15 protein-coding genes and 1 pseudogene are annotated in these 14,483 nt (G+C 61.1%); 13 read left to right on the top strand and 3 right to left on the bottom strand.

All coding sequences use genetic code 11. The features are described 5' to 3' along the window. The first annotated feature begins 98 nt into the window (after positions 1–98). From ABID59_RS01195 to ABID59_RS01185, 3 genes are all read left to right on the top strand, one after another. On the top strand, positions 99–1,304 hold the full coding sequence (locus tag ABID59_RS01195) for an LLM class flavin-dependent oxidoreductase (protein ID WP_354082193.1): 1,206 nt from the start codon (positions 99–101) through the stop codon (positions 1,302–1,304). A gap of 236 nt (positions 1,305–1,540) precedes the next feature. Next, positions 1,541–2,329 carry a helix-turn-helix transcriptional regulator gene (locus ABID59_RS01190; RefSeq protein WP_354082192.1) on the top strand — a complete coding sequence of 263 codons (789 nt, stop codon included), beginning with the start codon at positions 1,541–1,543 and terminating at the stop codon, positions 2,327–2,329. A 157-nt stretch (positions 2,330–2,486) separates the two neighbouring features. Further along, the gene (locus tag ABID59_RS01185) at positions 2,487–2,984 is read left to right on the top strand and encodes a GDSL-type esterase/lipase family protein (RefSeq protein WP_354082191.1); all 498 of its coding nucleotides are present in this window, start codon (positions 2,487–2,489) and stop codon (positions 2,982–2,984) included. Between the two features lie 284 nt (positions 2,985–3,268). Here ABID59_RS01185 and ABID59_RS01180 read toward each other — a convergent pair whose 3' ends face one another. Beyond that, complete coding sequence (locus ABID59_RS01180) at positions 3,269–3,631, bottom strand: hypothetical protein (protein WP_354082190.1); 363 nt, start codon at positions 3,629–3,631, stop codon at positions 3,269–3,271. Between the two features lie 120 nt (positions 3,632–3,751). Here ABID59_RS01180 and ABID59_RS01175 point away from each other — a divergent pair. The 3 genes and pseudogenes from ABID59_RS01175 to ABID59_RS01165 form a co-directional block, all read left to right on the top strand. Further along, positions 3,752–3,961, top strand: a pseudogene (locus ABID59_RS01175) (LuxR C-terminal-related transcriptional regulator); the annotation flags it as partial. Between the two features lie 382 nt (positions 3,962–4,343). Further along, the gene (locus tag ABID59_RS01170; RefSeq protein WP_354082189.1) at positions 4,344–4,640 is read left to right on the top strand and encodes a hypothetical protein; all 297 of its coding nucleotides are present in this window, start codon (positions 4,344–4,346) and stop codon (positions 4,638–4,640) included. A 47-nt stretch (positions 4,641–4,687) separates the two neighbouring features. Then, positions 4,688–4,864: a hypothetical protein gene (locus tag ABID59_RS01165; protein WP_354032245.1), complete on the top strand. Its 177-nt coding sequence runs from the start codon at positions 4,688–4,690 to the stop codon at positions 4,862–4,864. Between the two features lie 90 nt (positions 4,865–4,954). Here ABID59_RS01165 and ABID59_RS01160 read toward each other — a convergent pair whose 3' ends face one another. Beyond that, positions 4,955–5,569: a Crp/Fnr family transcriptional regulator gene (locus tag ABID59_RS01160; protein WP_354082188.1), complete on the bottom strand. Its 615-nt coding sequence runs from the start codon at positions 5,567–5,569 to the stop codon at positions 4,955–4,957. Between the two features lie 311 nt (positions 5,570–5,880). Between ABID59_RS01160 and ABID59_RS01155 the strand changes: the two genes are divergently transcribed. Then, positions 5,881–6,111 carry a DUF6894 family protein gene (locus ABID59_RS01155; protein ID WP_354032243.1) on the top strand — a complete coding sequence of 77 codons (231 nt, stop codon included), beginning with the start codon at positions 5,881–5,883 and terminating at the stop codon, positions 6,109–6,111. A 169-nt stretch (positions 6,112–6,280) separates the two neighbouring features. Then, positions 6,281–6,538: a DUF6894 family protein gene (locus ABID59_RS01150; RefSeq protein ID WP_354082187.1), complete on the top strand. Its 258-nt coding sequence runs from the start codon at positions 6,281–6,283 to the stop codon at positions 6,536–6,538. 200 nt (positions 6,539–6,738) lie between these two features. Here the strand turns inward: ABID59_RS01150 and ABID59_RS01145 are convergent, their stop codons facing one another. Then, positions 6,739–6,999 carry a YjiS-like domain-containing protein gene (locus ABID59_RS01145; RefSeq protein ID WP_354082186.1) on the bottom strand — a complete coding sequence of 87 codons (261 nt, stop codon included), beginning with the start codon at positions 6,997–6,999 and terminating at the stop codon, positions 6,739–6,741. Positions 7,000–7,307: 308 nt separating this feature from the next. Between ABID59_RS01145 and ABID59_RS01140 the strand changes: the two genes are divergently transcribed. The 5 genes from ABID59_RS01140 to ABID59_RS01120 all read left to right on the top strand — a co-directional run bounded on the left by ABID59_RS01140 (position 7,308) and on the right by ABID59_RS01120 (position 14,166). Next, entirely contained in the window at positions 7,308–7,766 is a 459-nt protein-coding gene (locus tag ABID59_RS01140; RefSeq protein ID WP_354082185.1) for a DUF3237 family protein, read from the top strand. A 600-nt stretch (positions 7,767–8,366) separates the two neighbouring features. Continuing rightward, entirely contained in the window at positions 8,367–9,290 is a 924-nt protein-coding gene (locus ABID59_RS01135) for a class I mannose-6-phosphate isomerase (RefSeq protein ID WP_354082184.1), read from the top strand. Continuing rightward, positions 9,287–11,569, top strand: coding sequence for a glycosyltransferase family 4 protein (locus ABID59_RS01130; protein ID WP_354082183.1), 2,283 nt, complete (start codon positions 9,287–9,289; stop codon positions 11,567–11,569). Before ABID59_RS01135 ends, ABID59_RS01130 begins: the two co-directional genes overlap by 4 nt. Before the next feature lie 33 nt (positions 11,570–11,602). Then, the gene (locus ABID59_RS01125; RefSeq protein ID WP_354082182.1) at positions 11,603–12,898 is read left to right on the top strand and encodes a glycoside hydrolase family 130 protein; all 1,296 of its coding nucleotides are present in this window, start codon (positions 11,603–11,605) and stop codon (positions 12,896–12,898) included. Between the two features lie 101 nt (positions 12,899–12,999). After that, positions 13,000–14,166, top strand: coding sequence for a cytochrome P450 (locus ABID59_RS01120; RefSeq protein ID WP_354082181.1), 1,167 nt, complete (start codon positions 13,000–13,002; stop codon positions 14,164–14,166). Positions 14,167–14,483 lie beyond the last annotated feature (317 nt).

Below are 14,483 nucleotides of genomic sequence, written 5' to 3'. Positions count from 1 at the left end.
CCACGCATTAAGATGCTCGCAACAAAAAATAAGCGGGCAAGAAAACTTGCAAAAAAACTTGCAAAAAAATTGCAAGAGAACTTGGGAGAGATGGCGCCATGAAGTTCGGCATCTTCTATGAGCTGCAATTGCCGCGGCCCTGGGTGGCCGGCGACGAGCTCAGGCTCTATCAAGACGCGCTCTCGCAGATGGAGCTCGCCGACAGGCTCGGCTACGACCATGCCTGGGTCGTCGAGCATCACTTCCTTGAAGAATATTCGCACTCGCCCTCGCCTGAATCCTTCCTCGCTGCTGCGAGCCAGCGCACCAGGAACATCCGGCTCGGCCACGGCATCCTCCAACTCACCACCAACCATCCGGCGCGCGTTGCCGAGCGCGTCGCGGTGCTCGACCTGCTCTCCAACGGCCGCTGCGAATTCGGCATGGGTGAGAGCGCGTCCATCACCGAGCTGACGCCGTTCGGCCGCGACATGGAGACCAAGAAGGAGGTCTTTGAAGAGGCCGTCGCCGCGATCTTCCCGATGTTCGGGGATTCGGGAAGCGAGCATCACGGCAAGTACTTTGACATCCCTTTGCGCAATGTCGTGCCGAAGCCGGTGCAGAAGCCGCACCCGCCGCTGTGGATGGCGTGCTCGCAGCTGCCGACCATCGAGCGCGCGGGTCGTCATGGTTTTGGCGCGCTCGGCTTCCAGTTCGTCAGCGCCGATGCCGCGCATGCCTGGGTGCACGCCTATTACAACGCGATGACCAAGCGGTTGCACAAGCTCGCCGACTACGAGATCAACCCGAACATGGCGCTGGTGTCGTTCTTCATGTGCGCCAAGACCGACGAGGAGGCGCGTGCGCGTGCCGACGGCGCCACCTTCTTCCAGTTCGCGCTGCGCTTCTACGGCGCCTCGCAGAACCGCCGGCGTCCGGCGCCCTACACCGTCAACATGTGGGACGAGTACAACAAGTGGAAGCGCGACAATCCGGAAGCGCAGGAGGCGGCCTTGCGCGGCGGCCTGATCGGCTCGCCGGAGACGATCCGCAAGAAGCTGAAGCGCTTCCAGTCGTCGCATATCGACCAGGTCATCCTGCTCAACCAGGCCGGCAAGAACAGCCACGAGCACATCTGCGAATCGCTGGAGCTGTTCGGCCGCGAGGTGATGCCGGAGTTCCAGAGCGATCCGGCGCAGGCGGCCTGGAAGAGGAGCGTCATGAGCGGCGAGATCAAGCTCGAGGAGATCGACACCGAGGCCTTCACCGACCGCTACGGCAAGCTCGCCATCAATGTCGCGCTGGCGAAGGCGGCGGCGGGGTAGGGCAGGGCGAGGGACTCGCTGCATGGGCCCCGGCTCGGCAGCGCACCGCTGAAGAAGCGCTGCGCTGCGTCCGGGGCACGACACCAACAATGAGGTACGTGTCCCGGACGCGCTGCAGCGTGCAACGCTGCTGCGCCGAGCCGGGACCCATATGCGGCCCAAGCCGGCGACGCCGACTTTCGGCAAAATCGCCTTGCTGATATCGTCCGCCAAAACAACCTTGGCGGAGGAAACCCATGCGGCCCCACGCGATGGCCTCGACCCCGGCGGCTGGCGACGTCACGCCCGCGGTGCTCGCCATCGGCCGTCCCGACTTTCCAAACATCCTCATCGACACGCTGCGCCGGCAGGCCGGCGTCGGCCATTGCATGGTGTTCGCGCTGACGCGCGCCGGTGCGGCGAGCTGTCTGCTCGATGCCGGCAACATCCCGACCGGCGGCGATCTCGGCGCGGCCTATGCCGGTCAGTTCCACGAATCCGATCCCAATCGCGATGCGCTGTTCGAAACCGAGGGCAGCGCGCCGATCATGCTGCCGTCGTTCGCGCCGCGCATGTATGGCGCGCGCTACCGCAAGATCTTTTTTCACGATTCCGGCATCGTCGACAAATGCGCGACCGCGATCTGGGCTGATGACACCTGCTTCTATGTCAACTTCTATCGTATCGCCGTGCAGGGCCGCTTTGGCGACGTCGATCGTGCGCGGCTGCACGCGATTGCGCCGGCGATTGGCGCCAGCGTCGCGCGCCATTTCCGGCAGGCCGCGACTGCGCCGCTCGACCAGAACCTCGCCGCGTTGTTTGCGGCGTGCGCACCACTTTCCGCGCTGACGCCGCGCGAGCAGGAGGTGTGCCGGCACATCCTGCTCGGTCTCAGCTCGGAGGCGATCTCGCAAGCGCTCGGCATCAGCCTGCATTCGACCCTGACCTACCGCAAGCGTGCCTATGAGCGGCTCGGCATTTCCGCGCAGAACGAATTGTTTGGAATCGTGCTGGGCCTGCTCGTGGGGCCCGGTCGCCTGAACTGAGGGGTACTCTAAGTTCTGCTCTCCGAAAGCAAGGCGGACACGCGGTCCGCGCTCCGGGACGGTCGCATTTTGGCCCCGAGCCGACGTCCGCGTTCTCATAATGAGCAGTTGGTGATAAGCATGCGGCGGGAATTCATGCCTGTCGGGGGACGCGAGAGTGGCAGCAAAGCTTGGCCAGATCATTATTCTTGGTGCATTCGGGGTGCTCTCCGCGCTTGGCGCCGCTCACGCTGCAACCGTTGTGGCCCTCGGAGCCAGCAACACCTTCGGTAAGGGTGTGTCGCGTAGCCAAGCCTATCCCGCACAGCTTGAAACGCTTCTCCGTTCGAAGGGTCTTAACGTCCGTGTCATCAATGCCGGCGTCAACGGTGACACCACGGGAGGCATGTTGGCCCGACTGGATCGCGTGGTCCCGAAAGGAACGAGCGTTGTGATCCTTCAGCCCGGCGGTAACGACCGGAGGAAGCTAGCCGCCGACAATACCCCTGCCATCCAAAGTCGGCTAAGCGCGATGGGAATCAAGGTTGTCATGCTCCCGAATGGGATGCTGCACGGACTGCCGCGTCAGCCTGACGGGCAACATCTCACGCCAGAGGGCTATCACACGCTGGCAGAGAATCTGGTTGGCGAAGTCGCCGCAGCTCTGGGGAAATAGCGTCAAGCCGCCTCCGCATGGCTCGAAATCCCTCGAGCCATGCGATCCTGTGTCTCGGGCGCAGCCGACGGGCCGGCGTGGACTAGCGGCGGCCCTTGATTTCGGCGACTTGATTTTCGCCGGCCAACTTGCCTCCGGCTAGCAGGCTGCTGCAAAGCCACCGAGCCTCTCTGGAGGTCGAGCCCAGGAAGGTTTTGGTGTCGACGCACTGCGCGTAGGTGTTGTAGGTCAGCGTGTCTCGGCACGTCGGCGAGAAATTGCTGATATCGCGATCCCCACTTATACTACATCCAACCCAGGGCGCGTTGCCGACCCTGTAACTTGTTTCGCAACCACCGTTGCAAGTGCTGGCGGATCTCTCCAGCCTGGCAAGCCGCCCCAATGCCGTATTCGGCGCGAACGCTGGCGTTTGAGCGGTTGACGAGCCGGATGTCCGGTGGGCTGTCGCTGTCGTTGACCTCCGCGGCGACGTAACCGTTGGTCTTGCCATCTGCTTCGGCGCTTCGACCGAGACGGCGGGAAGCGAGGAGTCGGAGCCTGTTGTGGTTTGCGACATTGCCGTACCGTTTGTGCTGCACAGCAAGAGAGTTGACAAAATAACGACGGCTGACGGCACGGCGAAGCCTGATGACAATTTCATAAGACATCTCCCCAAATGCGGGACGGAAATGCCGTCCCGACAACTGCAGATTGTACCATGGTATTCGGAAACCGGCAATCGCGAAGGGCGAAAGGGCGTCTCACGATTTGTCGTAAAGGCCGCGACGGCAACGCCCGGCCAGAACCTCGCCGCGTTGTTTGCGACGTGCGCGCCACTTTCCGCGTTGAAGCCACGCGAGCAGGAGGTGGGCCGGCACATCCTGCTCGGTTTCAGCTCGGAGGCGATTTCGCAAGCGCTCGGCATCAGCCTGCATTCGACCCAGACCTATCGCAAGCGCGCCTATGAGCGGCTCGGCATTTCCGCGCAGAACGAATAGTTTTCGATCGTGCTGGGCCTGCTCACGGGGCCCGGTCGCCTGAATTGAGGGGATACGTGAGTGCGGCGAGGAGAATGAATGGTCCGGCGCCGAAGCCAATTCTCCTAGTTCCTTTTAGATCCCGGAATTTTCCCAAGAACCGCTCCTCGGGCGTCCCGGACTGACACCGTGCGGCCCGTCTGATCCGCGATCCGCTTTGCGAGGTCCAGCGCCTCCGCTTCGTCGACGTGGTCGGCAACCGACATCGAGAGAGCTCCGGCGCCGGCGCCGATGAGGACGATGTTGTTGCACTTTCGGGAATCTCTCTTATCGGTCACGGCGTGACTCCCCCGATCGACCCGGATGTCACGATGGAGGCTGAAGGTGGCTGGTCAGACGCCTGATGTCGTTTGAGGTCAGGGGATCGGCGATCACCTTGGTCTCGATGAAACGGCACTTCGGGCATTCAAAGATGCGCTTTTCGCAATTGTCGGGTTTTGGAGATGCGCTCAGCAGCCCCATCCGCGTCTGGCATCTCCGGCAACGCGGCCGTTCGATAGCGATCAATGAACGCACTGTCGGTACAGACATCGCATCTCACCAAAAGGAAAAGCATCTCGCCGAAAACGAAAAAGTTAACAAGGCGCAAGAAGCCCGTCCGTCCGGAATCCGACATTTGGGTCAGAAAAATCCGACTTGAGCAGCCACGTGGCGGGACTAAAATCACCTCCATAAAAGAGCTTGCCGATGACCGCAAAGCGAAGACGATTCAAGCAGACGCTTTCGCTCGATGAGCGCCTCAGGAAAACTGCGGAAGAATGCCGTGCCAAAGCAAAGCTTCTTCGAGGAACGGAGGCGCAGGCGCTTTTGGAAAAGGCGCGTGAGTTCGAGGCACAGGTCTCGATCAACAGGCTGTTCGATTAAAGCATTTTCGCGCGAAGCTGATGCCGGTTCGCGAAGAGAGAGCGTGTCAAGGCAAAAACCTGGAGCCATTCTATCGGAGCAGAAACGGCTCTAGATCACATTCTGCTCGCGAAGCGTTTCAAAGCACTCGCAGGACCGTGCTTTCAAGGCATTGAGGTCGAGGATGTTGATGACGCCGCGCGAGTAGTTGATGAGCCCGGCCTCTTGAAGCTTTTGCGCGACCTCGGTGACCGACGTGCGGCGGACGCCGAGCATTTCAGACAGGAATTCCTGGGTGAGGTGAATGGTCATGTTTTGCGTCACCGAGCTGGTCTGCAACAGCCATCTGCAAAATCGCTCTTCAATCAAATGCAGGGCATTGCAGGCGGCTGTCACGCGGGCCTGGGCAAGCAGGTTCTCGTTGGACCGCAGGCACATCAGCTGAAGCGCTTTGCTGGTCTCGCCGTGCCGTCTCATGGACGCGGCGGGAATGACGGCTGCGGTCGTCGAGATTTGAATGATCGCCCGAACCTGCGACTTGTGCAGGCCGAACGTCGCAGAAGCGCCAAACGCTCCGTCCTTGCCGATCGTCGCCGTCTCGACGGCCTTGCCATTTCTCATGATCGTGAGGAGCGAGATCATGCCGCCGAAGGGAAAGTAGACCTGGTCGATTTCGTCGCCGACCTCGGCGAGCACCTTGCCTTGCGCAAGGGATAGCACCGTCATTTGGGGCCGAAGTTGCTCAAATTCGGCCCGCGGCAGACTGGCCAGCAGGGAGTTGGCGAGTGGTGCGGTCGGCATAGTGTATCCCGCCCGGTCGGTCTGGGCCGTCTTCCGCGGGGATTGACGTAGCGTTCCGAGTTGACGCCTCCACGGGAATTTCTAGGTAGGCTACAAACCGGCATTTCGTCGGTACGGTTTCCGACTTATACCAGGAGCTGAATTCCACGAGCGCGGTTTAACTAGGCGCCCGATTCCGATGCATTACTAGGGCAAACGCAACATTTAATGTTCGGAACCGGACTCACGAGGGAAAGATGCCGAGATTCTTCTTTGTCGTCGCCGATGGTCGAAACATGGAAATCCAGAACGACGGGCTGGAGCTGCCCGACCGCGACGCTGCCTGGGTGGAAGCAACGACCGCATGTGGAGAGCTGCTCCGCGATCTCGATGGCAAGCTCCTGCCCGGAGATCAGTGGTCCATGAAGGTCAAGGATGCTGCCGGCGCAGATATCTACCTGCTGGAGTTCAAGACCAGCGCGGTTTGACGCGACGACGTGCTGAAGGACCTTGGAACTGCATCATCCCGGGGAACCGAACGCCTGCCGTTGTGTCCGGTATCCGACATAAGATAGTCTCCCTCATCACCGTCCCGTCCGCGGCTTCGACCGGTGACTGAGAGAGGATCGTGCTCCCGCCGGGTTCATGGTGGCGCCGATGCACGACTCCCAGCCCGCAACGACGTCCTACCGGCTCCGGATTTGGGCCAACGGGATCGAGGAGGAATGGTCGGTTCCCCTTGACGGCAATGATGCAAGCGCACTTTGGGACGAAGCCGCCGTGACCGCGTGCGACATGATCCGCGACATCAAGTTTGGCGGCATGAGGCCAGACCTCGACTGGCATTTCGAGGTCTGCGATCCGGCCGGCACTGTGATCAGCCGATTTTCGTTTAGGGCGGAGCGCCTCGCGTGAAAATGGCTCAGCGCACCCGGGCTGACGCGTTCAGACCGATCGCGGACGGAAGTCATTGCGCTTCCGGCCCGAGGCGGAAGTTCGACAACGAGGAGCGACCGCCAGCAAGATCAAGTTATCTCGACCCAGGCGATCGGGTTGACGCGCCGTCCGCAGGCGGCCTCTCGCGCGCCGCCTGGACCAGGAAGGATATTGGAGACTCATCGGCTGTCGCGCCAGGCGTCCACATACAAGGAGCACCTTCGTACTTCTTCAACGTCCGTCCTCGATAGGCCCATGTCGGCGAGCAATCGGTCGTCCAGTTCGAGAAGTTCCCTGTATTGACGGCGTCGCTCCAACCCCAGTGCTATTCCGGTCAAGAGCGCGAGGGGGAGTTGCCAGGACCATCGAAGATCTGGAAACGCGGGCAGACTTGGGCGGGATGTATCGGGTGAGCCGCGGGTGGTGCTGCTGCAAGCCATGTTTCACCTCCGTAATGGAGCGAAACAACCTTGGCTCGGAAGCTGATCGGGCGGTTGTCGAAGGCCCGAACAACAACAGTATCATGTCCCTCTTCGGCTCACAAGCTGAAGCCCAATACCACAAGCCTGCCGTTGGGCCTGCTTCGAAGTCATCCGCCAATGTGGTTTCGCCTGTCACGAGCCGACTTGAGAGCGCCAACTGCGCCGGCAAGCAAGGCTGCGAATTAATTTGTCCCGAACATGTCGCCTTGGCGGCCGCCGGTTCGACTGGATGTCGGCAACCCAGCCGAACAACTAGGAGAACTACAATGGCTCAAGATCCTGGAATGAGAGGCGAGAAGATATACGAATGCGATCTCGCCCTCACGGGCGTAACGGACTACGGCGTAAGCATGGACGATATCCTTGCCGGCAAGCAAGCGGTCCCACTGCAAGGAGCACGCTTCGACCTTCATATCGATGGACCCTGTCAGGGCCGCCTTTCGGGGCGCCAGCATGGCGTCGACTATTTGCGAATGCGCGCTGATGGGCGCATCGACCTGGACCTGCACGTTATTGTCGACACCGACGATGGGCATCGGATTGCGTTGTCGGGCGATGGCCAGGCGGCACTGCGAAACGGCGAGCCGGTGGTCGATATCTTTGCAAACATCCGGCTCACCACCGCCTCCAAAGAGTATGCATGGGTCAATCAGCGGCAGATCTGGAGCGTAGGAACTGGAGACCTGGCCACGCGGAGGATTCGTGTCACAGCGTATATGCAATGATGGCGACACTCCGAACAGCACCGAGTCTGGCAAGGGGCATCGCGAAGCAAGCAACCTTGCCAGCCGTCCAGGCGACGAAATTCGATTGCGGTTGGCTCAGGCCGATCGAAAGGCCGTGCATACCGAATTTGGCCCCAACTTCAATTGCGAGACCTGTGACGTTGCGGTGCAGCCGTAAAGGCTGCTCAGTTCCGAGGAATTTCCTAGCTATTTGGGGGGTAAAGGCGCTGAGTGATCCGCGCGATGGTCGATCCTCCCAATTTCAGATTCGTCAACAGTCTCCGCCCACCATGCTCTAGGTGTGGCGGCCGAATGGGATGGGCTCTCCGTGTGGACCGGCCCTCGGACCGAAGTCTGACGCCCGAACAGCTAAGCTAGACCAAATACGACTCAGAAGCGCAATTGGTTGCTGAGAAGGAGAGTAAAGCAGAACGCGACCGTTGTAATCAAGTCGGGGAGTAGCCACCTAACGAACTCAGCATCCGGCCCGCTTCAAGCGCCTGTCCGGACACGCGACAGTTAGCCACGCCAAATCTTACGGTCGACAACGGCCAACGGCACGTCGCCTTGACGTGCGCGTCACCCCGGTCAGGACATCTCATGCCTACCGAACAAGCCGCCGTGCGGGTCGTCCACAAACCGTGGGGGGTTCGCGATCTGCAACCGTGGAGCAGCGTCGACGGGTCTGGTAGTGCCGTCGGAGAGTTGTGGTTCGAGCGGGCCAACAAGGATGCGCCCACCCCGGCGTTGCTCCTCAAGCTACTGTTCACCAGCGAACCATTGTCGATCCAGGTTCATCCCGACGACACTTACGCACGTGCGATGGGGATGCCGAACGGCAAGAGCGAGGCATGGTATATCCTCGCGGCCCAGCCCGACGCGCAGATCGGCGTTGGATTAAAGCACCAGATAACTCCACAACAATTGCGCGCGTCGATCCAGAACGGTTCGATCGCCGAACTCATTCACTGGCGATCGGTTGCCAAAGGCGACGTCATCTACATCCCGGCCGGTACCATCCACGCCGTCGGCGCCGGCATCGTGCTCGCTGAAATTCAGCAGCACAGCGACGCCACATTTCGGCTATTCGACTACGGCCGGCAGCGCGAATTGCATGAAGACAATGGGGTCGCCGTCGCCCACCCATGGCCCCTTCCAACGCCAGGCAATCCGACGCCCTTGACCGTAAACCGAACGGTACTGGTCGCGAGCAAGCATTTCGTTCTCGAGCGGCTTGAACTGCTCGAGGGGTCAAGCTGGGCGCTGCTTGCAGAACCGGAAACCTGGATTCTCACCCTCGACGGCCATGCGGCAATCGGCTTAACCGCGGCAGCTATCGGACATGCCATCTTCATCGGTGGCGGCTGCACCAGCATAGAGGTTGGCAATAACGGATTGAGCGCGCTGATTGCGTATCCTGCAAGTCGCCCGATCGATTCCCTGTTGCAGAGTTTAAGCAAGCAACCGGGCAAGCCTGCCAATCCAGCTGCGATCCCCGTTCCGCAATTTGCAGGCCTCGCATGATGCCGCTTCGCCGCGTCGCCCTGATCGGCAATTCACTGCCTCGCCGCTGCGGTATCGCCACCTTCACGACCGACCTTGAACGCGCGATTTCGAATTCAAGGCCGGACCTGGAGACCAGTATTATCGCCATGAACGACCACGCACAGGCCTACGACTATCCCGGTTCGGTCGCATTCCAGATCAAGGATGACGTCATTGGAGAATATGTGCGTGCCGCAGCCTTCCTGAATGCCGGTCGCTACGACGTCGTCTGCCTGCAACACGAATTCGGAATCTTCGGCGGGGAAGCCGGCGCTCACATTCTCGAGCTGCTTTCACGCCTCAGCATGCCGGTTATCACGACACTACACACGGTGCTCGCCAAGCCGACCACCGCCCAGCGCGCGGTGATGGAGCGTATCGTCGAGGCATCTTCGAAAATCATTGTGATGGCCAACAAGGGGCGCGAGATGCTGCGTAGCGTCTATCGCGTGCCGGACGACAAGGTCGAGGTCATTGCGCACGGCATTCCCGACTTTCCCTTTGTCGAGCCCGATGCTGCCAAGGCCAAACTTGGATTCAGCAACCGCTCAGTCATTCTGACTTTCGGCCTGCTCTCCCCCAGCAAGGGCATCGAGGTCATGATCGACGCCATGCCCTCGATCCTGGAGCGCCGCGCGGACGCGGTCTATGTCGTACTCGGCGCGACGCATCCCAATCTGGTGCGCGACCAGGGTGAGGCCTATCGCGAAAGCCTGATGAAGCGCGTGCGCGAGCTTGGGGGTGAGAACCACGTCGTATTCCTCGACCAGTTCGTCGATCAGGCCACGCTGCTCGAATTCATTTCGATGTGCGACGTCTACGTCACGCCTTATCTCAACGAAGCGCAGATGACGTCGGGCACGCTGGCCTACAGCTTCGGTCTCGGGAAGCCGGTGGTTTCGACGCCTTATTGGCACGCGTTGGAGCTGCTGGATGACGGTCGTGGGGTCATCGTTCCCTTCGGCAACTCTGCCGCGACCGGCAAGGAAATTGCGCGATTGCTCACCGATACCCCTCGTCGTCAGGCGATGCGCGAGCGCGCCTACGCCGTCAGCCGATCGATGACATGGGCTCGCACGGCCGAGCGCTATATTGCCGTATTCGAAGACGCGCGGCAGGGCGACTGGCTCAAGGTGATCGCGCGCACCGGACCGGTTGCGATCGCGCACAGCCCTGCGGCGTCGGACATGCAGTTGGATCACTTTCTTTCGATGTGCGACGACACCGGCCTGTTCCAGCATGCGGTGCATTCGGTACCTGATCGCGCACACGGCTATTGCGTGGACGACAATGCGCGCGCCTTGCTGCTCGCCTGCGCCCTCAACAATCCCGGCGAAAAACGTCTGCCTGAGGTTTTGACTGCCCGCTTTGCCGCATTCGTGCAGCATGCGTGGAATCCCGACACCAGACGCTTTCGCAACTTCATGGGCTTCAATCGAACCTGGCTGGAAGACCGTGGCTCCGAAGACAGCCATGGACGAACATTGTGGGCGCTGGGTGAGTGCGCACGGAAGGATGCAAGCCCGTCGCGACGTCGATGGGCTGAAGCCTTGTTTGCCAAGGCGTTGCCGACTGTTGAGGCCTTTGCTTCGCCGCGTGCATTGGCCTTCACCCTGCTGGGTCTGGACGGTTATTGCGCCGTCGTTCCCGATGACGCGCGCGCCCTGGAAATGCGGCATTTCCTCGCCGACAGGTTGATGTCGAGCCTCGCGTCGGTCGAAACGCCGGACTGGACGTGGTTCGAGGAGGGTCTGGCGTATGACAATGCGCGCTTACCGCAGGCCTTGATGCTGACAGGCATGGCCACGCAAACGCCTGACTACCTCGATGCCGGAATGCGATCCCTGCGTTGGCTGATGAAACAACAAACGGCTTCGACCGGGCATTTCCGCCCCATCGGCACCGCCGGCTTCGGCGAACTGCGCCAACCGCCTCGCTCATTCGACCAGCAGCCGGTGGAAGCCACGGCGACGATCGCCGCCTGCCTGACCGCTTGGCGGGCAGACGGCGACGCCGAATGGAAAGCGATCGCAACCAGCGTTTTCGCCTGGTTTCTCGGCCGCAACGATCTATCGATCGTGCTCGTCGATGCCGAGACCGGCAGTTGCCGGGATGGATTGCATCCCGACCGCGCCAACGAAAACCGCGGCGGTGAGTCAGTCGTGTCCTATCTGCTCGGTCTTGCCGATATTCGTCAGCTTGCGCGCGTCAACGTCAGCGAAACACCCCCCGTGGCCTTTCGCGCCATCAGCGCCTGATTACATTTTTCCCTCCAGCGAACCGAGGACATCTTGTCGCACGCCACTTTCCTGAATCGGCAGGCGCTCTATCTGCGTCCCGACACCGCGCGCGTGATCGTACGCCCGTTCAAGCCGGCGACCGAACCGCGCGATCTCAACCCGACCGATAAGACCCGCGCCAACCACATCGTCGAACGGGTTCTTGCGCTTGACCCGAAGATTGCGGCCAGCCTATTAGCGGATGTGCTGGAAAATTTTCAGGGCCGGCATCGTAACCTGCTGGAGACGTTCGAGGCGCGTACCGACGTCATGGAACAAGCGCTGGCAGCGCACGGGCCTTTTTCCAGCGTCCAGCGCCAATTGATCGGAGCCTATTTTCTGAACGAATACTCGTTCGAAGCCTCGGCACTGTTCAATCCCAGCATCGTGCCGCATCCCGACCAGTCGGACGCTCCGAGGGGCGGCTTGCGCTTTATTCTCAGCCTCCGTGCCGTCGGCGAAGGCCATATATCGTCACTGACCTTTCGCGCCGGCACGATCGCTGCCGATGGCAGTCTGACCGTCGATCCAACAGCCCGCCTTGCTTCCAGCCCTCGGGTCAAGCTTCGCATACCCAAACCAGACGGCGACGACATCGAACTGACGTTCAATCCGGACGAGGAACTCAGTGAGCGCGTCATCTTTCCGGTTACGGAGTCCCAGTCGAACGGCATCGAAGACGCCCGCTTCGTTGAATTCTGCGATGGCGGCCGCAAGACCTATTACGCCACTTATACCGCCTACAGCGGCAAGGCGATTCGATCGGAGCTGATCGAGACCTGCGACTTCCTGTCATTTCGAATGTCGCCGCTGCGCGGGACCGCCGCACGCAATAAGGGGATGGCGTTGTTCCCGCGCAAGATCGACGGCAAGTACGCCATGATCGCGCGTCAGGACAATGAGAACCTCTATCTGATCTATTCGGACGATCTGCACCAATGGGACGGCGGTCAGGCGATCCTGAAGCCGCAATTTCCCTGGGAGTTCGTGCAGATCGGAAACTGCGGTTCACCGATCGAACTCGATGAGGGCTGGCTGTTGCTCACGCACGGCGTCGGTCCAGTGCGAAAATATTCGATCGGCGCTGCCCTGCTCGACAAGAACGATCCATCCAAGGTCCTGGCGCGTTCGGTCGAACCGCTGCTGCATCCCGAGCCGTCGGAACGCGAAGGCTACGTTCCTAACGTGGTTTATACCTGCGGGGCGATGCGGCACAATGATCAGATCATTTTGCCTTATGCCGTGTCCGACACCTACTCGAACTTCGCGACCATCAAGACTGCAGCCCTAGTGCGGGCTATGTCCTGAGACATCTCCCAATATTGTCTGTCCCTATCGCTAGGGACAGACGTCGGCGCCTGAGTTGGCTAGTCTGGCCCGGATCACACGAGAATCCAGGGAAGACCGCCTTGAGCACCGCGCCGCGTATCGACATCGACCTGGCCGCATTCTGGGCCGACCCCTATCCAATGCTTGCAAGACTGCGCAAGGAGGCGCCGATCGCTTTCGTGCCGCAGCTCGGCTCGACGCTGCTGACCTGCCGCGACGACATCTCGATCTCGGAGAAGCAGATCGACGTGTTCTCCTCGCACCAGCCCGCGGGCCTGATGAACCGGCTGATGGGCCACAACATGATGCGCAAGGACGGCGAGGCGCATCAGGTCGAGCGCCGCGCGATGTTTCCGACGATCTCCCCGAGGACGGTGAAGGCGCACTGGACCGCGCTGTTCCAGGCCCATGCCGATCGCATCATCGACGCGATCGCGCACGGCGGCCGGATCGATTTCATGCGCGACTTCGCGCTGCCGTTTTCCGGCGAGTGCCTGAAGTCGATCACCGGCCTCACCAATATCGGCTTCGCCGACATGGATGCGTGGTCGCAGGGCATGATCGAGGGCATCGCCAATTACGGCGGCGATGGCGCGATCGAGGCGCGCTGTCACGCGGCGACGTCGGGCATCGATGCCGCGATCGACGACATCCTGCCGCTCATGACGAAGAATCCCGATCAGAGCATTCTCGGCGTGCTGCTCGCATCTGGCATGCCGATGGAGAGCGTGCGCGCAAACGTCAAGCTCGCGATCTCAGGCGGCCAGAACGAGCCGCGCAAGGCGATCGCCGGCACGGTGTGGGCGCTGCTGACGCATCCCGATCAGCTCGATCTCGTGCGCAAGGGCGAGGTGACCTGGCTCGAGGCCTTCGAGGAATACGCGCGCTGGATCTCGCCGATCGGCATGTCGCCGCGGCGCATCGCCAAGCCGTGGTCGATCCGCGACGTCGCGTTCGAGCTTGATGAGCGCGTGTTCCTGATGTTCGGCTCGGCCAACCGCGACGAGAAGCATTTTGAGCGCGCCGATCAGTTCGACGTGCGGCGTGATACGTCCAAGAGCGTCGCCTTCGGTGCCGGTCCGCATTTCTGCGCCGGCGCCTGGGCCTCGCGCGCCATGATCGCCGACGTCGCGCTGCCGACATTGTTCGCGCGTGCCAAACGCATCGAGATCGCAGATGACGAGCCGGTGCGGATCGGCGGCTGGGCGTTCCGGGGCTTGCAGAATTTGCCGGTGAGATGGCTGTAATAGCCCGGCAAGGGTCTGTCCATCACGAGCGCCCATGATGTCATCTTGCACCTGTTTTGCCCGACGTGTCAAATTTGATTCCGGATAAAGCGCAATTGATTGTTTTCGCGCGCCTCGGCTACTGTGCATGGGGTTGTTTTCGCTTTTTTGTTCCGGCTGCGCGTCCGAGGTCGACCATGCGCGGCCTTCACGTCCGCGTGCAGAAAAATTCCATCTTCATTCGCTCCGCCGTTTGAAAGATTAATCATGCGCTCTGCCCCAGGGGCAGTGCATGCATCGCTATTTTCCCGCACGTCTCGACACCTTTCCCGCCCCGC

This window comes from Bradyrhizobium sp. S3.3.6 (genome assembly GCF_040546905.1).
Taxonomy (GTDB): domain Bacteria; phylum Pseudomonadota; class Alphaproteobacteria; order Rhizobiales; family Xanthobacteraceae; genus Bradyrhizobium; species Bradyrhizobium cytisi.
This window is presented reverse-complemented; position numbering and strand designations above follow the sequence as displayed.